This window comes from Seohaeicola sp. 4SK31, from assembly GCF_028802875.1.
GTDB lineage: Bacteria > Pseudomonadota > Alphaproteobacteria > Rhodobacterales > Rhodobacteraceae > Seohaeicola.
This window is the reverse complement of record NZ_JARAMP010000009.1, coordinates 62890-83203: the sequence shown is the minus strand read 5'-3', so window position 1 is coordinate 83203 and position 20314 is coordinate 62890. Positions and strand designations below refer to the sequence as shown.

Here is a 20314-nt window from a genome sequence, read left to right as displayed (position 1 = left end):
GACCGGCGTCCCGGACCGCGACCCTAGCAAGGAGCAGGCCATGGCCGAGTTCAAGAAGATCCTCATCGCAAACCGGGGCGAAATCGCGATCCGCGTGATGCGCGCCGCCAACGAATTGGGCAAACGGACCGTCGCCGTCTTTGCCGAAGAGGACAAGCTCAGCCTGCACCGCTTCAAGGCCGACGAGGCCTATCGCATCGGCGAGGGGTTGGGGCCAGTCGCCGCCTATCTGAGCATTGAAGAGATCATCCGCGTGGCCAAGCTGTCTGGCGCGGATGCGATCCATCCGGGCTATGGCCTGTTGTCCGAAAACCCCGATTTCGTGGATGCCTGTGTCGCCAACGGCATCACCTTCATCGGCCCCAAGGCGGAAACCATGCGCGCCCTGGGTGACAAGGCCAGCGCGCGGCGCGTGGCGATGGAGGCAGGTGTTCCCGTCATCCCCGCGACGGAAGTGCTGGGCGACGATATGGAGGCGATCCGCGCCGAGGCGGCGCAGGTCGGTTATCCCCTGATGCTCAAGGCCAGCTGGGGCGGCGGCGGGCGCGGGATGCGGCCCGTCTACAGTGAAAAGGAACTGGCCGAGAAGGTCATGGAAGGCCGGCGCGAGGCCGAGGCCGCCTTCGGCAATGGCGAGGGCTATCTGGAAAAGATGATCCTCAAGGCGCGGCACGTCGAGGTGCAGATCCTTGGCGACAAGCACGGCGAGATCTACCACCTGTGGGAACGCGACTGTTCCGTCCAGCGTCGCAACCAGAAGGTCGTGGAACGCGCCCCTGCCCCCTATCTGACGCAAGCCCAGCGCGAGGAGTTGTGCGAACTCGGTCGCCGCATCTGCGCCCATGTGAATTACGAATGTGCGGGCACGGTCGAATTCCTGATGGATATGGCCGATGACAAATTCTACTTCATCGAGGTGAACCCCCGCGTGCAGGTCGAACATACCGTGACCGAGGCGGTGACGGGTATCGACATCGTTCAGGCCCAGATCAAGATCGCCGAGGGCAAGACACTGGCCGAGGCCACCGGCATGGCCGCGCAGGCCGATATCCGCCTGAACGGCCACGCGCTGCAAACCCGGATCACGACCGAAGACCCGCAGAACAACTTCATCCCCGACTATGGCCGCATCACCGCCTATCGCGGGGCCACGGGCATGGGCATCCGTCTGGACGGCGGCACCGCCTATTCCGGCGCGGTCATCACGCGGTTCTACGACAGCCTGCTGGAAAAGGTCACCGCATGGGCGCAGACGCCCGAGGCGGCGATTGCCCGGATGGACCGCGCCCTGCGCGAATTCCGTATCCGCGGCGTCAGCACGAACATCGCCTTTGTCGAAAACCTGCTGAAACACCCGACCTTTCTGAACAATGAATACCACACCAAGTTCATCGACGAGACGCCGGATCTGTTCCAGTTCCACAAGCGGCGCGACCGGGCGACCAAGATCCTGACCTATATCGCGGATATCACCGTCAACGGGCATCCCGAAACCGCAGGCCGCCCGAAGCCCCCCGCCGAGGCGCGCCAGCCGCGCCCGCCGAAATCCGAACCGGGCGGGCTGCGCGAGGGCACCAAGACCCTGCTGGAACGCGACGGACCCAAGGCCGTGGCCGACTGGATGCTGGCGCAGCAACGCCTTCTCTTGACCGACACCACGATGCGCGACGGGCACCAATCCTTGCTCGCCACCCGCATGCGCTCGATCGACATGATCCGCGTCGCGCCCACCTATGCGGCCAATCTGCCGGAGCTGTTCAGCGTGGAATGCTGGGGTGGCGCGACCTTCGATGTGGCCTACCGCTTCCTGCAGGAATGTCCGTGGCAACGCCTGCGCGATCTGCGCCGCGCCATGCCGAACCTGCTGACCCAGATGCTGCTGCGCGCCTCGAACGGCGTGGGCTATACCAATTACCCCGACAATGTGGTGCGTGAATTCGTGCGCCAGGCGGCGGAAACCGGCGTGGATATCTTCCGCGTCTTCGACAGCCTGAACTGGACGGAAAACATGCGCGTCGCCATGGATGCCGTGCTGGAGAATGAGCGGATCTGCGAAGGCACGATCTGCTATACCGGCGATATCCTTGACCCCGACCGCGCCAAATATGACCTGAAATACTATGTCGCCATGGCCAAAGAGCTTGAAGCGGCGGGCGCCCATGTCCTTGGCCTCAAGGACATGGCGGGGCTGTTGAAACCCGCCGCCGCGCGCGTTCTGGTCAAGGCGCTGAAAGACGAGCTGACCATCCCCGTGCATTTCCACACCCATGACACCAGCGGGATCGCAGGGGCCTCGATCCTTGCCGCCGCCGATGCGGGCGTGGATGCGGTGGATGCGGCGATGGATGCGTTTTCGGGCGGCACGTCGCAGGCCTGCCTTGGCTCCATCGTGGAAGCCCTGCGCCACACGCCCCGCGACACCGGCCTGAACATGGAGCGGGTGCGCGAGATCAGCGACTACTGGGAGCAGGTCCGCGCGCAATACGTGGCGTTTGAGGCGGGGCTGCAAGCCCCCGCATCGGAAGTCTACCTGCACGAGATGCCGGGCGGGCAGTTCACCAACCTCAAGGCGCAGGCGCGCAGCCTCGGGCTTGAGGAGAAATGGCCCGAGGTCGCCCGCACCTATGCGGATGTGAACCAGATGTTCGGCGATATCGTGAAGGTCACGCCATCGTCCAAAGTCGTGGGCGACATGGCCCTGATGATGGTCAGCCAGGGCCTGACCCGCGCGCAGGTCGAGGACCCGGCCACCGATGTGGCCTTCCCGGATTCGGTCATCGACATGATGCGCGGCAATCTGGGCCAGCCGCCGGGCGGCTTTCCCCCGGCGCTGGTCGCCAAGGTGCTGAAGGGCGAGACACCCAATACCGCCCGCCCCGGCGCGCATCTGCCGCCCGTCGATCTGGAAGTCACCCGCGCCGATCTGGAAAAACAGCTGGAAGGCAAGAAGATCGACGACGAGGATCTGAACGGCTACCTCATGTATCCACGCGTGTTTCTGGATTACATGGGCCGCCACCGCATCTATGGCCCCGTCCGCACCCTGCCGACCCGCACCTATCTTTACGGGATGGAACCGGGCGAAGAGATCACCGCCGAGATCGACCCCGGCAAGACGCTGGAAATCCGCCTGCAAGCCGTGGGCGAGACGACCGATGACGGCGAGGTGAAGGTGTTTTTCGAACTGAACGGCCAGCCCCGCGTGATCCGCGTGCCGAACCGTCTGGTCAAATCCCAGACCGCCGCGCGCCCCAAGGCCGAATCCGGCAACCCCGCCCATATCGGCGCGCCGATGCCCGGCGTGGTGGCCAGTGTCGCGGCCACCGTGGGGGCAAAGGTCAAGGCGGGCGATCTGCTGCTGACGATCGAGGCGATGAAGATGGAAACCGGCATCCATGCCGATCATGACGCCACGATCAAGGCGGTGCATGTCACCCCCGGCGCCTCTATCGACGCCAAGGACTTGCTGATCGAGTTCGACGCATGATCCCCGTCGTCACGTCACTTTATGCCGGGTGTCTGGCGCTCCTTTATCTGGCGATCAGTGGCTGGGTCGTCCGGGTCAGGGTGCAGCAGAAGGTCTATGCCGGGGACAAGGGCGATCCCGTCATGGCCAACGCCATGCGGGTCCACGCCAATTTCGCCGAATATGTGCCGTTCGGCTTGATTCTGATCCTGCTGGCGGAACTGCAAGGCGCCCCCGCGCTGGCGCTGCACGCGCTGGGGGCCATGCTGCTGCTGGGGCGGATCATGCATGCGCTGGGGATGGCCAGCCTGCCCCACAAATCGCCCCTGCGCGGCGGTGGCGCGCTGCTGACCTTTCTGGTGCTGCTCTTTGGCGGGGCGGCCAACCTGGGCCATGCCCTCTTCTGATCCCCCTTGTTTTGCAGGGGTTGAGGGGTCTGGTTGAAAGTTTTTCCGCAAAGCCGCAATTTTCCTCTTGCGGGTCCCGCGCAGAATTAATATCTCACGCCTCACCCAAGGAAGCGGGCGTAGCTCAGGGGTAGAGCATAACCTTGCCAAGGTTAGGGTCGGGCGTTCGAATCGCCTCGCCCGCTCCAAATATCAAAAAAGCCGGTCTCTCGTGGCCGGCTTTTTTGTTTCTGGGATGGCGGGATGGTTGACACTGACCGCGCAAACTTCCCCCACGCGGACTCAAGGTCGCGGGTCGCCGCGCGATCGCCGACCCGCCCCACGGGGCGGCGACTTTACGGCTTGTTCCACTCCCCTCAAAACGCCTTGAAGGTCAGCGTGGTCAGCGACCGTTCGATCCCCGGAATATCCAGCAGGCTGTCATTGATGTATTTGCCCACATCCGCCCCATCGGGGATATAGACCTTCATCAGCAGGTCATACTCACCGCTGGTCGAATGCAATTCCGAATGGATCTCGCGCAGGGCGACCTCCTCGGCGACCTGATAGGTGGTGCCGGGTTTGCAACGCAGCTGGATGAAGACGCAGGTGCTCATGGAATGCCTCGCTCTGATATGCGCAGCAACGCTGGCACAGCATTGCCACAGGGGCAATCCCCTCTTGCCCCTCGCCCCTTTCCCAAACCCGCCCATGCGCCTATAAGCAGCCCGACCAAGCAGGAGCCAGACCCATGCGGACCGCCACCATCACGCGCAAGACGGCCGAGACCGATATCACCGTGCAGATCGATCTGGACGGCACGGGCCGGTATGACAACCAGACCGGCGTCGGCTTCTTCGATCACATGCTGGATCAGCTGTCGCGCCACGCGCTGATCGACATGACCATCCGCGCCACGGGCGATCTGCATATCGACGATCACCACACGGTCGAGGATGTGGGAATCGCTCTGGGCCAGGCCCTGACGCAGGCTTTGGGCGACAAGCGCGGTATCCGCCGCTATGGCGCCTGCCACCTGCCCATGGATGACGCGCAGGTGCGCGCGGCCCTTGATCTGTCGGGGCGGCCCTTCCTTGTCTGGAATGTGGACATGCCCACGGCGAAGATCGGCACCTTCGACACCGAACTGGTGCGCGAATTCTTCCAGGCCCTCGCCACCCATGGCGGCATCACCCTGCATGTGGACAAACTCCACGGCTTCAACAGCCACCACATCGCCGAAGCCACCTTCAAGGCCGTCGCCCGCGCCCTGCGCGAGGCGGTAGAGGCTGACCCCCGCCGCGCCGACGCCATCCCCTCGACCAAGGGAAGCTTGTAAGCCCCATGCGGACCGTCATCGTCGATTATGAAAGCGGAAACCTGCATTCCGCGCAGAAGGCGTTTCAGCGCATGGCGGATGAGACCGGCGCGGGTGAGGTGATCGTCACCTCCGACCCCGACACCGTCCGCGCCGCCGACCGGATCGTGCTGCCCGGTGACGGGGCCTTCCCCGCCTGCCGCAAGGAACTTTTCGATCACCGCGGCCTGTTCGAGGCGATGGAGGAGGCGGTGATCCACCACGCCCGCCCCTTCCTTGGCATCTGCATCGGGATGCAGATGCTGGCCACACGCGGGCTGGAATATACCCCGACCCCCGGTTTCGACTGGATCCCCGGCGAGGTGGTCAGGATCGACCCCGCCGACCCCGCGCTGAAAGTGCCGCATATGGGCTGGAACGATCTGGTGATCGACCAGCCGCATGCGATATTCGACGGCATCAAGACAGGCGATCACGCCTATTTCGTGCACAGCTACCACATGCGCGTGGCCAACCCCGCGCATCTGCTGGCCCATGTGGATTACGCAGGCCCCATCACCGCCATCGTGGGGCGTGACAATATTCTGGGGATGCAGTTCCACCCGGAAAAAAGCCAGCGCGTCGGCCTGCGCATGATCGCCAATTTTCTGGCGTGGCGGCCCTGATCCGGGCCGCCCCTGCCCGCATCACTTCACGCGGGTCCAGTTGCCCCCCTCGCGGCAGATGCCCAGCACGCAACCGCTGACCTTGAGGCTGTCGCCCGACAGTTCCAGCCGCGAGTTATAGGTCTTGTCGCGATCCGGCGCCCAGACCTTGCCCTTGTAGGACCCGCCACCCGACGCGACCGTCTCCGAGATGATCAGCTTGCCGTTGTTGGGACTGGCCATCTCCTTGCCGCTGCTGTCGAAGGACTTGACCAGCGTGCCGCAGATCTGCTGCCCGCAAGGCGCCACCTGGATCAGCCCGGTATTGCCATTGTCATCGGGCGCCGTGCGCCAGGTGCCCAGCAGCGGCTCTGCGCCGACGCTCCCTGCCCCCAGCATCATCACCGCCGCCATCATGATCGTCTTGCGCATGCCATCATCCTCCCTGATGCGTGCTTGCTCCGTGGCGCGAATCCTGCCGTGCCGCCCTGCACCAATCAAGCGTGACATGAGGTCAGCCGCAGCCCGCGCGTTGCATTTTCCTGCGACGCATGGTCAAAGGCCGCCAATCCCAGACCAACACAGGTGCCCCCATGATCCTTTATCCCGCCATCGACCTGAAAGACGGCAAGGCCGTGCGGCTTTACAAAGGCGAGATGGACCAAGCCACCGTCTTCAACGACGATCCCGCCGCGCAGGCGATGGAATTCGTGACCGCAGGCTGCGAATGGCTGCATCTGGTGGACCTGAACGGCGCCTTCGCGGGCGAGCCTGTGAATGCCGCCCCGGTCGAGGCGATCCTTGAGCGCACGAAAGTGCCCGCGCAACTGGGCGGCGGGATCCGCGACATGGCCACGATCGAACGCTGGCTGTCAAAGGGCCTCGCCCGCGTGATCCTTGGCACCGTGGCGGTGGACAACCCCGCCTTGGTGCGCGAGGCCGCGCGCGCCTTTCCGGGGCAGGTCGCCGTGGGCATCGACGCGCGCAATGGCCGCGTCGCCACCAAAGGCTGGGCGCATGAAACGGATGTGATGGTCACCGATCTGGCCCGCAGCTTCGAAGATGCAGGCGTCGCCGCCATCATCTACACTGACATCAACCGTGACGGCGCGATGCAAGGCCCGAATATCGAGGCGACAGCGGCGCTCGCCCATGCGGTCAGCATCCCGGTCATCGCCTCGGGTGGCGTCTCGTCCCTGGCCGACCTCATCGCCCTGCGCGACTGCGGGGCATCGCTCAACGGTGCCATCTCGGGCCGCGCGCTCTACGACGGCGCGCTGGACCTGCGCGCGGCGCTGGCCGCCCTCAAAGGCTGAGGCTTTCCCTTTCCCGCCCCTCCCGTTAAAGCTGGTGCCATGCTGAAAGTCCGGATCATTCCTTGTCTCGATGTCGCCGATGGCCGGGTGGTCAAGGGCGTGAATTTCGTGGACCTGCGCGATGCGGGTGACCCCGTCGATGCGGCCCGCGCCTATGACGCCGCCGGCGCGGATGAGCTGTGCTTTCTGGACATCCACGCCACCCATGAAAACCGGGGCACCATGTTCGACGTGGTGCGCCGCACGGCCGAGCAATGCTATATCCCGCTGACCGTGGGCGGCGGTGTCCGCACCCCGGCCGATGTGCGCGCCCTGCTGCTGGCCGGGGCTGACAAGGTCAGTTTCAACTCCGCCGCCGTGGCCAATCCCGATGTGGTGGCGCAAGCTGCCGATCAATTCGGCAGCCAATGCATCGTGGTCGCCATCGACGCCAAGACGGTATCCCCCGGCAAATGGGAAATCTTCACCCATGGCGGCCGCAAACCCACCGGCATCGACGCGGTGGAATTTGCCCGCCTTGTCGCATCCAAGGGCGCGGGCGAGATCCTGCTGACCTCGATGGACCGCGACGGCACGCGGGCAGGCTTCAACCTGCCCCTCACCCGCGCGATTTCGGACGCGGTCGATATCCCCGTCATCGCCTCGGGCGGGGTGGGCAACCTTGATCATCTGGTTGAGGGCGTCACATTGGGCGGCGCGTCTGCCGTGCTGGCCGCCTCGATCTTCCATTTCGGCGATTACACGATCCGTCAGGCCAAGGATCACATGGCCGCCGCAGGCATCCCGATGAGGCTGGACCAATGACGCTCGACGACCTCGCCGCCCTGATCGCCGCCCGCGCGGATGCCGATCCTGAGACAAGCTGGACCGCGAAGCTGCTGTCCAAGGGCCCCGAGAAATGCGCCGAGAAATTCGGCGAGGAAGCGGTGGAAGCCATCATCGAAGCCGTGAAGGGCGACAAAGCCGCCCTCACCTCCGAGGCCGCCGATGTCCTCTTCCACCTGCTGGTGATGCTGCAATCGCGCCATGTGCCCCTATCGGACGTCTTGGCCGAACTCGCGCGCCGCCAAGGCACCTCTGGCATCGACGAAAAAGCCGCCCGCACACCCTGACGCGCGCCGCATCTTCATCTTGCCAAAAATACTCAAAATCCGCCCGCGCCGCCGCACTCACAACTTCGACGAGATCACCCCGGTCGCAAACCCACCCATCCGCAACTCGCCGAACAGGCGCTGGTATTCGATCTTGGGGCAGCGGTTCATCACCACATCGACACCGCGCGCCCGCGCCATGGCGGCGGCCTCGTCATTCTCGACCCCGATCTGCATCCAGACGGTCTGCAACTTCGGAAACAGCTCCAAAGCCTCCTCGACAATCGGCTTCACATGCTCGGAGCGGCGGAAAATGTCGATCATGTCCACCCCGCCCGCAATGTCGGACAGATGCCCCAGAACGGTTTGCCCGAACAGCACCTCGCCCGCATGGCCGGGATTGACGGGAATCACCGTGAACCCTTTCAACGACAGATAGCGCGCCACGTAATAGCTGGGCCGCACAGGGTTCATCGACACGCCCACCACCGCGATACGGCGGGTGCGTTTCAGGATATCGCGCAGGAAGGCGTCGGAATAAGTCTCGCTCATGCCTTCCAGCATAGCCCCGCGCCGCCGCCCTTATAAGCCTGACAGCGACACTGCACAGAAAAAAGCGCCCAAGGAAGCCTTGGGCGCCAGTCACGGAACGAGGGACAGTGAAGAAAGCGCGTATGTTCCGATAGCGCGCCTCCTACCTTCAAATAGGAACCGTGAAGAGAATATGAAGATGCGGTAATAAACCTGTGATAGTCGCGCGATCAGGCCCGCGCGTGGGTCCGCCTTGCCCTTCGGTCAGTCAAAGACATCCTCGACCAGATCCCAGATCTCTCCCGCCAGCCAGCGCGCGGTGCTTTTGCGCTTCTTGGGTTTGCCGATATGCTTTGTGGGGCCGGGGCGGTTGCGCGGCCCGCCGCGTTCGGGCTGGGGCGTCACGACAGGATGGTTCTGCACCGCTTCGGGGCGCAGGGATTTCATGTTGTGCAACGGTGCGCCGCAGGATGCACAGGACAGCTCATGCCGTTCCTTGCCCCGCAGCACCAGTGCGGCGCGCGTGCCGCAATAGCAGCAGGTGGCCACTTTCGTCCCATAGGTCATACCGCGTCCTTCAATGCTCCATGGACGCATATAGGGCAACCGCCGCCGCATTTGAGACGTTGAGCGAGCCGAATTCACCCGCAAACGAAATCTTGACCAGTTGATCGCAGGTTTGCTGCGTCTTTTCGCGCAATCCCGGCCCCTCGGCCCCCAGCACCAGCGCGACGGGCCGGTCGCGCCGCCCCTCCAGCGCCTGTTCGATGGTCTGCGTGGCCGTGCCATCCAGCCCCAGCAGGATATACCCCATGGCGCGCAACTCCTCCATCGTCTCGGCCAGGTTCTTGACCCGCAGATAGGGCTGCCGCTCCAGCGCGCCGCTCGCGGTCTTGGCCAGGGCCCCCGTTTCGGGCGCGGAATGATGACGCGGCCCGATCACGGCCACCGCCCCGAACACTTCGGCCGAGCGCAGGATCGCGCCCACGTTATGCGGATCGGTCACCCGGTCCAGCAGGATCACGCGCGGCACCCGCCCCGGCACACCGACGCAGATATCGGCCACGCGGCCCCAGTCCAGCGGCCGCGCCTCAAGGGCCGCGCCCTGATGCACCGATTGCGGATCAATGGGGACCGAGAATTTGCGCGGGTCCACCACCTCAGCTTCGATCCCGCTGGCCGCAATCGCATCGGCCAGCTTGTCGCGCGCGTTCAGCGTCACGACCAGCCGCAGCTTCTCGCGCGCGGGGTTCATCAGCGCGTCGCGCACCGCATGCAGGCCGAAAAGCCAAATCGTTTCATTGGCTTCGGCTTTGCGCGCCTGTTCCTTTTCAACGACCCATTTGGGTTTTTTCATGGTCTCGCGCCCCCATCCGGTCCGACTGTGCAACATTGGTCCCGTTCATGCGCCGCGCGCCGGTCGGCTGCAAGGTTTTTCCTGTTGACGTCCCCTTGGTGGGGCATTAATCAGCCCCTCACGCGGCGGGCAACCGGCGCAAGTGGGCGACAGGCCGCAAGGTGTGGCAGGGGACTGTAACTCCCTCGCGGAGACGCACGCCTGGTTCGATTCCAGGGTCGCCCACCACTTTCCCATCTGATCAGGATGATGTTTTCCCGCAACGGGATCAGCGCGGATCCGCGCTGATGAAAGCTGCAATCCCTACTCTGCCACCGACCTCGTGCCGCCGCCGAACTGCACGTCATGCAGCGCCTTGAACTTGCCGTCCAGCGCCAGCAACTCGGCGACACTGCCCTGTTCCATGACCTGCCCGCCTTCCAGATAGCAGATGCAATCCGCGTTCATCACGGTGGACAGACGGTGCGCGATCACGATGGTCGTCACGCCCTCGGTGATCCGGGCCAGCGCGTCGCGCACCAGAACCTCGGAATGGCTGTCCAGCGCGCTGGTCGCCTCGTCCAGCAGCAGGATCGGCGCACGGCGCAGCACCGCGCGGGCGATGGACAGACGCTGGCGCTGCCCCCCAGACAGGAAGGAACCGTTCTCGCCGATCTGCGTCTCATAGCCCTTGGGCAGTTTCTCGATGAATTCATGGGCATGCGCGATTCTGGCCGCCTCGACCACCTCATCGTCGCTGGCATCGGGGCGCGCCAGGCGCAGGTTGTCCATCACCGTGGCCGAGAACAGGAAGGTATCCTGCCCGACAAAGGCGATCTTGCTGCGCAGCGACTCGAAGGTCGCCTTGCCGATATCCTGCCCGTCGATCAGGACGCGGCCCTGATTGGGATCGTAAAGCCGCAGAATCAGGTTCAGCAGGGTGGACTTGCCCCCGCCCGACGGGCCGACCAGCGCCGTTGTCTTGCCTGCCGGAAAATCCACGGTCACGCCGTTGACGACGGATTTGTTCTCACCATAGGCAAAGTGGACGTCATCCAGATGCACCGCGCCGGGGCCATCGGTCAACGGCACCGCGTCATCAGCCTCGACCAAGGTCTGCGGCGCATCCAGCAGGTCATACATCATCTTGACCCCGACCATCGAGCTTTCGATGATCACCCGCATCCGGGACAACCGCTTGGCGGGCTCATAGGCCATCAGGAAAGCCGTGACGAAGGACATCAACTGTCCGGGCGTGCCGGGCGCCTGACCAAAGATGTTGACCGCGCTCAGGATCACGATCGAGGCAATCGCAAGCCCCGTGATCACGTCCAGCAACGGCATCGTCGCGGCCTCAAGCTGCACCATCCGGTTGGCGCGATTCTCGACCTGCCGCACGGCCACATCCATCCGGTCCGCCATCCGCGGCTCCAGCCCGAAAGCCTTGACCACCCGCGCCCCGGTCGATGTTTCCTGCACGACCTTGATGATCTCGCCCAGTCCCGCCATTTCCTGCGCCATGATCTGACGCACTTTCTTGAGGATCTTCTGCAACCCATAGAGTGCAGCCGGCCCCACGATCAGGCTGATCAGGGACAGGAAGGGCTGCTGATAGAACATCACGGCCACCAGCCCGACCAGCGTCAGCGAGTCGCGAATGAACCCCGTCACGATGGTGTCGATCGCCCGCCGCGCGGCTTGCGCGCTTTGGGTGATCTTCAGCAGCAGGTCCGAGGATTCGTTGGTGTTGAAGAAGGCCACACCCTGCTGCAACAAACGGCTGTAGAGCTGCATCTGCTTTTGCGCCACGATCCGGTTGCCCGCCCGCGCCATCAGCACGGCCTGGATATAGAAAGCCACCCCCTTGAACGCAAAGATCGCAGCCACGCCCACCCCGACCAGCAGCACACGGCGGCGGTCCTCGGGGGTGGAGAGCGTGTCGATGATCTCGCCCATCATCCAGGCCGACAGCGCGGTCGAAGCCGCCACCAGCACCATCGCTCCGGACGCGGCAAGGTATTTCCAGCGATGTTCCTGGAAACTCTCCAGCAGCAACCGCATCAGCAGGCTGTCTGCGGGCAGACGTTCAAGCCAGCGCTCGTTCCAGGGCTTCTTCTGTGTCATGTCTACGTGGTCGATGGTTTTCGGGTCCTGTGTTGCCGCCTCACCTAGCAGCTTGGGCAGGATGGGTCGACACGAAACATGACGGTCCATCCGCAGAGTAGCCGGGGCAATCCTGCGGACCACAAAAACGCCCGCCCCGCCAAACTGTTCCTCATGAGACGGAATTACAAGGGGTTGGCGCGTCGTTTGAGCCGGCATGGAACTCCTGTGCCATGCCCTCTTCTGCCCGGACACGAAGCCGCATATAGTCGGCACCAAACAGGCAGTGACGGGTTCGAGTATGGCAAAACGGGCGAAAACACCCAAAACCTTCAACGTTCTGGTCGTGGCCCAGCACGGCCGTCTGCAATACGAGGCGCTGCTTTTCGCGGCAAGCCTGCGTCACAGCACGCCCGATTTCCCCGGCCGCCTGTTCGTCGCCATGCCGCAACCGGGGCCGCTCTGGCCCGGCGATCCGCGCGTTCAGGACCCCGAAATCCTGGCGCTGCTGGACGAACTGGGCGCCGAGGTGATCCCCTTCGAAAGCCGCCATTTCGGCGCGGAATACCCCTACGGCAACAAGATCGAGGCACTTTTCGCCCTGCCAAAGGGCGAACCCTTCGTCTTTTTCGACACCGATACGCTGATCACCGGCGACCTGACCACGGTTCCGTTCGACTTTGACCGCCCCACAGCCTCATTGCGGCGCGAGGGGACATGGCCGCAGATCGAATTGTATGGCCCCGGCTATACCGCCATCTGGAAATCGCTCTACGACCGTTTCGGACTGGATTTCGACAGCTCGCTCGATCCCACGCAACCCGATGAATACTGGCAGAAATACCTGTATTTCAACGCAGGCTTCTTCTTCTACCGCTGCCCGCATCTGTTCGGGCAACGCTTTCTGGACATGGCGCTGGCCATCCGCGACACGCCGCCGCCGGAACTGGCCTGCCAATCGCTGGACCCCTGGCTGGATCAGGTGGCGCTGCCCCTCGTGATCCACAGTTTCGGTGGCGGGCGCGACACGCTGCCCCCCGGGCTGCTGGACGGGTCGGTCAGCTGCCATTACCGGATGCTGCCCATGCTCTATGCCCGCGAAAGCGATGCCGTGGTCGATCTGCTTGAAACAATCACCGCCCCGAACCGGATCAAACGCGCGCTGAAATCCTATGATCCCGCCAAGCGCCTGATCTATCAGGCCCGCGGGGCCAAACTGCGCGCGCTGTTCGACCGAGACGCGCTGCCCCGGCGCGAACAGATGATCCGCAACCAGATCAAGAAAGCCGGCTTCTGGATGCGCTGACCGGCGCAAGGGGCGCCCCCGGCGGGACGCCCTGCAATGATGTCAGGATGCAAAGATACCCGTCGTGTCGGCAAAGCCCTTGACCTCGATCGGGTTGCCCGACAGGTCGCGGAAGAACATCGTCCATTGTTCTCCCGGCTGCCCTTCGAACCGCACCGACGGCGGAATGACGAATGCGACGCCCGCCTCCTGCAACCGCGACGCCAGCACCTTCCAGTCCGCCAGCCCCAGCACGATTCCGAAATGCGGCATCGGCACCATATGTTCGCCCACCCGGCCTGTATTCGCGGTCACGAAGGGCGTGCCCAGATGCAGGCTCAGCTGATGACCGAAGAAATCGAAATCCACCCATGTATCGGTGCTGCGTCCTTCCTCGGCTCCCATGACGCCGGAATAGAATTCCCGCGCCGCATCGAGATCGTGAACATGAATCGCAAGATGGAATACCGAACGCATGGTCTGTCCTTTCCGGGCCTCGGCCCGCCTGTTGTCCCGCGCTGCCCCGTTGTGATGCGCTGCGGGTTGTCCTACTGATATGGCAATTCAGTATAAACGGGAGGAGACTTCAATGACAGATGCACCCAGCTACGGCTTTGATACCCTGCAGATTCACGCCGGCAGCCGGCCGGATCCCGCCACCGGCGCGCGCCAGACGCCGATCTACCAGACCACGGCCTATGTCTTCCGCGACGCCGATCACGCCGCCGCTTTGTTCAACCTGCAGGAAGTGGGCTATATCTACTCGCGCCTGACCAACCCGACCGTGGCCGTGCTGCAGGAACGCATCGCCACGCTGGAAGGCGGCGTCGGGGCTGTCTGCTGCTCGTCGGGGCACGCGGCGCAGATCATGGCGCTTTTCCCGCTGATGGCTCCGGGCCGCAACATCGTGGCCTCGACCCGTCTCTATGGCGGCACGGTCACGCAGTTCAGCCAGACGATCAAACGCTTCGGCTGGTCCGCGACCTTTGTCGATTTCGACGATCTGGACGCGGTCAAGGCCGCCATCAACGACGACACGCGCGCGATCTTCTGCGAATCGATCGCCAATCCGGGCGGCTATATCACCGATCTGGACGCGATCAGCGCGATCTCGGATGCCGCCGGCCTGCCGCTGATCGTGGACAACACCTCGGCCACCCCCTACCTCTGCCGCCCCATCGAACACGGGGCCACGCTGGTGGTGCATTCGACCACGAAATACCTGACCGGCAACGGCACCGTCACAGGCGGCGCCATCGTCGATTCGGGCAAGTTCGACTGGTCGGCCTCCGACAAGTTCCCCTCGCTCTCGGCCCCGGAGCCCGCCTATCACGGCCTCAAATTCCACGAGACGTTCGGGCCCCTCGCCTTCACCTTCCACGGCATCGCCATCGGCCTGCGCGATCTGGGCATGACCATGAACCCGCAAGCGGCCCATTACACGCTGATGGGGATCGAAACCCTCAGCCTGCGCATGCAGCGCCATGTGGAAAACGCCGTGACCGTGGCCAGCTGGCTGGAAACGCATCCGGCTGTCGATTACGTCACCTATGCGGGCCTGCCCTCCTCGCCCTATAACCACCGCGTCGCGTCCATTTGCCCCAAGGGCGCGGGCGGCCTCTTCACCGTGGCGCTCAAGGGCGGCTACAACGCCTGCGTCAAGTTCGTCGACAGTCTGGAACTCTTCAGCCATGTCGCCAACTTGGGCGATACGCGCAGCCTCGTGATCCACTCGGCCTCGACCACCCACCGCCAATTGTCCGAGGCACAGCAGGTCGCGGCAGGCGCCGGCCCCAACGTGGTCCGTATCTCCATCGGGATCGAGGACGCGAATGACCTGATCGCCGATCTGGATCAGGCCCTGAACAAAGCCTCCGCCTGACGCCTTTGCCGGAGACGGCCCGGACGATCATCATCCTCACCCGTCGCCCCATAAACCGGGCGGCGGGTTTTCATTTATCCTCACAGGTACGCGCAGCGAGATCAGCGAAAGGTTGATCGCAGCCTTCAGACATGCAAGCTTTCACACAAGTATTTGAAAAACGGACTTTCTGGACATGCGCGACGCGCGAGTCCGCATGAAAAACAAGTGAAGCAAGCCATGAGCAAGCACATTGCCGTTCTGGTCGATGGGGACAATATCAGCGCATCGCATGCGCTTGAAATCAGCCGGATCACGCAGGAAAACGGCCTGCCCCGTATCAGGCGCGTCTATATGGACGCGAAACGCCCCTCTCTTTGGCATGAGGTATCCGGGTTCAGGTTGATCCATTCCGGCAGTGGCAAGAACGCCACGGATCTGCTGATGTCGATAGACGCGATGGAACTTGCGCTTTCTGGCAAACTGGAAAGCTTTGTCATTGCCAGCTCTGACGGGGATTTCACCCATCTCGCTCAGCGCTTGCGGGAATACGGGCTCGAGGTGATCGGCCTCGGGGATCAGAAGGCGCCTCATGCTCTGCGCGAGGCCTGCACCCGCTTTTACCAACTGGGCGCCGTCTGCGCTGTCCCCACGAGACAGGGCGACGTATCCGATCTGGACCGCAAGATCCGTGACATGATCGCCAAACACAGCCAGAAGGCACGCGGCATCCGCCTCAACCTACTTGCGCCATGGATGCATGCGGAACACAAGATCAGGATCAGCACGGAACCCGAGCGAAACTGGCGCGGTTATCTGGCCGCCCGCCCGCATCTCTTCGAGCTTGATCCAAAAGGCCCCGAGGCCATGGTCAGGTTCAAGCCGGACGGCTTTGCCGCGTGAACGCCACGTCGTTCGCCCCCCTTTCATCTTGCCCCAAATACTCCGGGGGGGGCGTCGAACAGAGTTCGACGTGGGGGGCAGCGCCCCCCTCGCCCTCTCCCATCACTCCAGCGCGAAGGTCATCTGGACCGAGGCTGTGATCCCCACCTCGCCCGCCGCCACTGGCACGGAATCAGCCCGCATCGCGGCCATTTCCATCATCTGCGGGCGCGGGGTGGCCATGCCCGTCTCGGTCAGGTCGATCACTTGCCCCAGAGCGACCCCGGCCGCTTCGGCAAACAGCGTCGCCTTGCGCCTTGCATCCGCGACCGCCAGACGGCGTGCCTCGTCCATGCTGGCCTCGGGGTCCTGCAGGCCGAAACTGACGCCGTCCAGACGGTTCGCCCCATCCGCCACCAGCGAGTCCAGCACTTCGCCCAGCGCCGCGATGTCGCGCAGGCGCAGGCTCACCACATTGCTGGCCTCGAATCCCCATGGCATCGGCTGGCCCTGCTGTTCCGGGCGATCCCGCCAGACCGGGTTCAGCGACAGACCGGCTGTCTGCACATCGCGTGCCGCGATCCCCAATTCGGTCAGACGCGCCAGCATCGCGGCCACCGCATCCGAGGTCTGCTGCAAGGCTGCCGCGGCATCCTCGTCCTGATGGGTCACGCCAATCCGCACCGTCGCCATATCGGGGGCCAGATCGACGCGTCCCGTGCCGCTGACGCTGATCTGGCGCGGGGCTTCGGCGCTTTGGGCCTGCGCTGCATATGGTCCCGCGCCCTGCGGCAGGCCCGCACCGGCCAGCGGCACAAGCAGCAGCGCCGCCCCGGCCCAGGCTGTCACCATGAGGGGTTTGAACATCTGTCGCATCGGCTTGTCCTTCCATCTTTGGCCCGCATATCGGGCGTTCTGTTGCGCAGACTGCACCACGGCCCGGTCCCGGCCAAGGGCTGCTTGATCTGCTCTGGGGTGTTTTCCTTCCCCTCGGCAAGAAGCTGCTGTAAAACCAATACGTGATCGGCGCGGACTCCCGTCGCGCGCCCAGGAATGATAGTCAGAGGTAAATGAAACCCAACTTTGCTCTCACCCTGTCCTTTGATGGCATCGGGCTGCTTCATCGCGTCCCGGGCGGTTGGCATATGGTGGGTGATGTGGCGCTGGATGCGCCCGATCTGGGCGGGGAAATGGCAGTCCTGCGGCGCACGGCCATTCAGCTCGACAGCGCCGGTCTGCGCAGCAAGCTGGTGATTCCCAACGAACAGATCCGCTACCTCAAGCTGCCCGCCCCGGCGAAGGGCGCGGACATGGCCGCGCATGTGGCGCGCGCGCTGGACGGGGCCACGCCCTATGACGTGGCCGACCTGCGCTTTGACTGGATCGTGGTCGGCGACGATCTGCATGTGGCCGCCGTCGCCCGCGAAACGCTGGACGAGGCCGAGGGCTTTGCCGAGGAGCATGATTTCTGCCCTGTCAGCTTCGTGGCCATTCCTGGCACTGACAGTTTTCCGGGAGAGCCCTTTTTCGGCCCGACCGATGCCGCCGCAAGGCTGATCGAACCCGGCGACCGGCTGATGCGCGACACCCATGCGATCCGTGTTCTGGGCCGGACCGAGGCCCCTGCGCCGGTGGATCTCGATCTGGACGAGGCCGGGCAAGACCCTCTGCCCGAACTGCCCGAACTGCCCGACACGGCCGAAGCTGCGACCGCCGCACCGCTGGAGGCGGATGAGCCTCTCCCCGCGACGGTTACCGCGGATGAGGCCGTGTCCGACATCGTCATCGCGGTCGAGGCCCGGACATCCGCCCTGCCCGACGGCCCGCCTGTCACCGCCGAAGCGGACGCGCCCGAGGCCGAGACCCTGACAGATGCCGACCCGGACACTGCGCTGGCGCAAGAAACGCCCGCCCCGGATACGTCCGCGATACCGGCCGTGCAGACCGATCTTCCCACGGCCAGCGATGACAGCGACCCGACCCGGACCGACACGAGCGAGACCGACAGCCAGGCAGAGGATGCGGACCCGCTGCCTGCTTTCTCCAGCCGCCGCATTCAGCCCGCCGCGCCCGACATCCCTCCCGCCGCGCAGGCAGACACCGCACCACAGGATGCCGCGCCGCTGCCTGACGCCGCCCCTGCTGCCCACAAACCTGTCGTCGCGGAACTGCCCCCGCTGCCCAAACCCGCAGCCCCGTCCCGGCGCAAAGGGTCCGATGCGGCCGCAGACCAGCGCAGCGCACCGCCCCTGACGGCGACCGCTACGGCGACGGATGGCGACACACCGCGCAAGGCTCCCCCCACACCCGACCCGACCTTGCGCCCGGCGGCCTTCCGCTCTGCCCCGGCCGCCCCTGCGACGGATGACGAACATGCCGGAAACGGCCTGTCTCTCTTGGTGGCACGTCTGGCGGGCAAGCGGACAAAGGCAGCAGGCGACGCCGCCCCCCTGCGCCCGGCGCAGCCCAGAGCGACCCGCCCCGACCTGAGCGAGAAGCAGCGCCTCACCATCTTCGGGGCCCGCCGCCCCGAGGGAGAGGCCGCGCCCGCGCGTGGCAAGCCACGCTATATGGGGGTGGTCCTGACCGGCGCCCTTCTGATTTTCATGGCCGTGGTCGCCGCATGGGCATCGCTCTTCACCGATGGCGGGGTCAATGGGCTGTTCAGCCCGCGCGACACCGCACAATCCGATAGCCCGGACACATCCCGTGCGCAGGACGCAACCCTGCCCGCAGACATGCCCGCAGCCGATCCGGACGCGCCCACCGTCGATCTTGTCAGGCTGGAGGAAGATCAGACCCTCTCGGATCTGGATGACGATCTGTTGCCGCCCGATGCCGCGGCAGAAGATCTGGCACCGCTCGACCCGCTGCGCGACGCCGCGTCCGGGCCGGACCTCAGCCCCGAGCAGATCGCGGCGGCGGCCCTGTCCTCCTATGCTGCGACAGGGATATGGCAGGTCGCCCCCGATCAGCCGGATGTGCCCCCTGCGGCGACGCTGGATGATCTCTACCTCGCCTCGATCGACACGCGGTTGCAGAATTTCGATGCCGTCGCCCTGCCCGAGGGGCGCGCCCCCACAGACCAGCGCCCCGCCGCACAGTCCAACCCTGCGGCACCCGGCACGACCTATGATCTGGACCCGCGCGGCTTGGTTGTCGCCACGCCCGAAGGGGCGGTGACACCCGAAGGGGCCGTTGTTTATACGGGCCGCCCTGCCGTGACCCCGCCCGGCATGCCGACCCGGTTCGAACGCACGCCCGGCACCGACACCGAGGCCGACGCAGAGGCAGAGGCCGGCGTGGCGCGCTTGCGCCCTCGCCTGCGCCCGGACACGCTGATCGAAAGCAACGAGCGCGCGCAACTGGGCGGGCTAAGCCGCAGCGAACTGGCCGAAGTGCGCCCCCGCCCCCGGCCCGCGACACTGGCCGCCGTAGCCCTCGCCCTGCGCGAGCCCGATGTGCCCATCGTCGACACCGATGACGAGGCCGATGAGGACGAGGCCGAAGCCCGCGCCAACGCCACGGAACTGGCCATTGCCAGTTCGCTCAAACCCCTCGCCCGACCGCGCGATTTCAGCAGCACGGTCGAAACCACCCGCGAGACCCTGCGGCAAGCGCCGCAACAGGTGGCCTCCGCCGCAGCCCTCTCGGCCCCGCGCAGCGCCGCGCCGCAGATCCCGTCCTCCGCATCCGTCGCCCAACAGGCCACGGTGCGCGGCGCGATCAACCTGCGTCAGGTCAACCTGATCGGCGTCTACGGCCAACCCTCGAACCGCCGCGCGCTGGTGCGCCTGTCCAATGGCCGCTACCAGAAAGTGCAGGTCGGCGACCGCCTCGACGGCGGCCAGGTCCGCGCGATCGGCGAGAACGAACTCAGCTACGTCAAAGGCAACCGCTCCATCGTCCTGACCATGCCAAGGGGGTGATGGGGGAAGGCGACGAAAACGGGCGTCAGCAGCACCAGATCGAAGGTAAGCCCGGCCCCAATCCGTCGGTTAACATCATTCACGCGCGGGGCGCAGCGTCCCCAAGACAGACATCCATCCTTTTCGCGGTGTTTCTGGCTTGGCAATCCTTCGAGCTGTGACACAG

General features: G+C 64.8%; 19 protein-coding genes and 2 tRNA genes. 13 read left to right on the top strand and 8 right to left on the bottom strand.

Annotated features, from left to right (window positions below):
* The first annotated feature begins 40 nt into the window (after window positions 1-40).
* The 3 genes from PVW27_RS09490 to PVW27_RS09480 all read left to right on the top strand — a co-directional run bounded on the left by PVW27_RS09490 (window position 41) and on the right by PVW27_RS09480 (window position 4061).
* On the top strand, window positions 41-3487 hold the full coding sequence (locus tag PVW27_RS09490; RefSeq protein ID WP_274557162.1) for a pyruvate carboxylase: 3447 nt from the start codon (window positions 41-43) through the stop codon (window positions 3485-3487).
* The gene (locus tag PVW27_RS09485; protein ID WP_274557161.1) at window positions 3484-3873 is read left to right on the top strand and encodes an MAPEG family protein; all 390 of its coding nucleotides are present in this window, start codon (window positions 3484-3486) and stop codon (window positions 3871-3873) included. The genes PVW27_RS09490 and PVW27_RS09485 overlap by 4 nt, the downstream gene beginning before the upstream one ends.
* A 113-nt stretch (window positions 3874-3986) precedes the next feature.
* Window positions 3987-4061 (top strand) — tRNA-Gly (locus PVW27_RS09480).
* A 168-nt stretch (window positions 4062-4229) separates the two neighbouring features.
* On the opposite strand, the gene PVW27_RS09475 is transcribed toward PVW27_RS09480, so the two are convergent.
* Window positions 4230-4469: an Lrp/AsnC ligand binding domain-containing protein gene (locus PVW27_RS09475; RefSeq protein ID WP_274557160.1), complete on the bottom strand. Its 240-nt coding sequence runs from the start codon at window positions 4467-4469 to the stop codon at window positions 4230-4232.
* Window positions 4470-4603: 134 nt separating this feature from the next.
* Here PVW27_RS09475 and hisB point away from each other — a divergent pair, with 134 nt between their 5' ends.
* Together hisB and hisH are read left to right on the top strand one after the other, a co-directional pair.
* Window positions 4604-5191, top strand: coding sequence for an imidazoleglycerol-phosphate dehydratase HisB (gene hisB / locus PVW27_RS09470; protein ID WP_274557159.1), 588 nt, complete (start codon window positions 4604-4606; stop codon window positions 5189-5191).
* Window positions 5192-5196: 5 nt separating this feature from the next.
* Window positions 5197-5835 carry an imidazole glycerol phosphate synthase subunit HisH gene (hisH, locus tag PVW27_RS09465; protein WP_274557157.1) on the top strand — a complete coding sequence of 213 codons (639 nt, stop codon included), beginning with the start codon at window positions 5197-5199 and terminating at the stop codon, window positions 5833-5835.
* Window positions 5836-5856: 21 nt separating this feature from the next.
* Here the strand turns inward: hisH and PVW27_RS09460 are convergent, their stop codons facing one another.
* The gene (locus tag PVW27_RS09460) at window positions 5857-6246 is read right to left on the bottom strand and encodes a DUF2147 domain-containing protein (RefSeq protein WP_274557155.1); all 390 of its coding nucleotides are present in this window, start codon (window positions 6244-6246) and stop codon (window positions 5857-5859) included.
* Window positions 6247-6407: 161 nt separating this feature from the next.
* Here PVW27_RS09460 and hisA point away from each other — a divergent pair, with 161 nt between their 5' ends.
* From hisA to PVW27_RS09445, 3 genes are read left to right on the top strand one after another with little or no spacing between them, the layout of a single operon-like run.
* The gene (hisA, locus tag PVW27_RS09455) at window positions 6408-7130 is read left to right on the top strand and encodes a 1-(5-phosphoribosyl)-5-[(5-phosphoribosylamino)methylideneamino]imidazole-4-carboxamide isomerase (RefSeq protein ID WP_274557153.1); all 723 of its coding nucleotides are present in this window, start codon (window positions 6408-6410) and stop codon (window positions 7128-7130) included.
* A 39-nt stretch (window positions 7131-7169) separates the two neighbouring features.
* Window positions 7170-7934 (top strand): imidazole glycerol phosphate synthase subunit HisF, encoded by a 765-nt coding sequence (gene hisF, locus PVW27_RS09450; RefSeq protein WP_274557151.1) that lies wholly within the window; start codon window positions 7170-7172, stop codon window positions 7932-7934.
* A complete protein-coding gene (locus PVW27_RS09445; RefSeq protein ID WP_274557149.1) occupies window positions 7931-8242 on the top strand; it encodes a phosphoribosyl-ATP diphosphatase in 312 nt (103 codons plus the stop codon). The genes hisF and PVW27_RS09445 overlap by 4 nt, the downstream gene beginning before the upstream one ends.
* A gap of 57 nt (window positions 8243-8299) precedes the next feature.
* On the opposite strand, the gene PVW27_RS09440 is transcribed toward PVW27_RS09445, so the two are convergent.
* The 3 genes from PVW27_RS09440 to rlmB all read right to left on the bottom strand — a co-directional run bounded on the left by PVW27_RS09440 (window position 8300) and on the right by rlmB (window position 10109).
* Window positions 8300-8773, bottom strand: coding sequence for a CoA-binding protein (locus PVW27_RS09440; RefSeq protein ID WP_274557147.1), 474 nt, complete (start codon window positions 8771-8773; stop codon window positions 8300-8302).
* 243 nt (window positions 8774-9016) lie between these two features.
* Entirely contained in the window at window positions 9017-9319 is a 303-nt protein-coding gene (locus PVW27_RS09435) for a hypothetical protein (RefSeq protein WP_274557146.1), read from the bottom strand.
* A 10-nt stretch (window positions 9320-9329) separates the two neighbouring features.
* Window positions 9330-10109, bottom strand: coding sequence for a 23S rRNA (guanosine(2251)-2'-O)-methyltransferase RlmB (gene rlmB, locus PVW27_RS09430; protein ID WP_274557144.1), 780 nt, complete (start codon window positions 10107-10109; stop codon window positions 9330-9332).
* A 144-nt stretch (window positions 10110-10253) separates the two neighbouring features.
* On the opposite strand from rlmB, the gene PVW27_RS09425 reads away from it, so the two are divergent.
* Window positions 10254-10337: transfer RNA gene (locus tag PVW27_RS09425), tRNA-Tyr, on the top strand.
* A gap of 75 nt (window positions 10338-10412) precedes the next feature.
* Here the strand turns inward: PVW27_RS09425 and PVW27_RS09420 are convergent.
* Window positions 10413-12212 (bottom strand): ABC transporter ATP-binding protein, encoded by a 1800-nt coding sequence (locus tag PVW27_RS09420; RefSeq protein WP_274557143.1) that lies wholly within the window; start codon window positions 12210-12212, stop codon window positions 10413-10415.
* A gap of 280 nt (window positions 12213-12492) precedes the next feature.
* Between PVW27_RS09420 and PVW27_RS09415 the strand changes: the two genes are divergently transcribed.
* The gene (locus PVW27_RS09415; protein WP_274557141.1) at window positions 12493-13497 is read left to right on the top strand and encodes a hypothetical protein; all 1005 of its coding nucleotides are present in this window, start codon (window positions 12493-12495) and stop codon (window positions 13495-13497) included.
* Between the two features lie 42 nt (window positions 13498-13539).
* On the opposite strand, the gene PVW27_RS09410 is transcribed toward PVW27_RS09415, so the two are convergent.
* Window positions 13540-13953, bottom strand: a complete 414-nt coding sequence (locus PVW27_RS09410) for a VOC family protein (RefSeq protein WP_274557139.1) — start codon at window positions 13951-13953, stop codon at window positions 13540-13542.
* 112 nt (window positions 13954-14065) lie between these two features.
* On the opposite strand from PVW27_RS09410, the gene PVW27_RS09405 reads away from it, so the two are divergent.
* Window positions 14066-15358 (top strand): O-acetylhomoserine aminocarboxypropyltransferase/cysteine synthase family protein, encoded by a 1293-nt coding sequence (locus tag PVW27_RS09405; protein WP_274557137.1) that lies wholly within the window; start codon window positions 14066-14068, stop codon window positions 15356-15358.
* A 219-nt stretch (window positions 15359-15577) separates the two neighbouring features.
* Window positions 15578-16240 carry an NYN domain-containing protein gene (locus PVW27_RS09400; protein WP_274557136.1) on the top strand — a complete coding sequence of 221 codons (663 nt, stop codon included), beginning with the start codon at window positions 15578-15580 and terminating at the stop codon, window positions 16238-16240.
* Window positions 16241-16342: 102 nt separating this feature from the next.
* Here PVW27_RS09400 and PVW27_RS09395 read toward each other — a convergent pair whose 3' ends face one another.
* Window positions 16343-17095, bottom strand: coding sequence for an SIMPL domain-containing protein (locus tag PVW27_RS09395; protein WP_274557134.1), 753 nt, complete (start codon window positions 17093-17095; stop codon window positions 16343-16345).
* Window positions 17096-17289: 194 nt separating this feature from the next.
* On the opposite strand from PVW27_RS09395, the gene PVW27_RS09390 reads away from it, so the two are divergent.
* Complete coding sequence (locus tag PVW27_RS09390; RefSeq protein ID WP_274557132.1) at window positions 17290-20148, top strand: hypothetical protein; 2859 nt, start codon at window positions 17290-17292, stop codon at window positions 20146-20148.
* Window positions 20149-20314 lie beyond the last annotated feature (166 nt).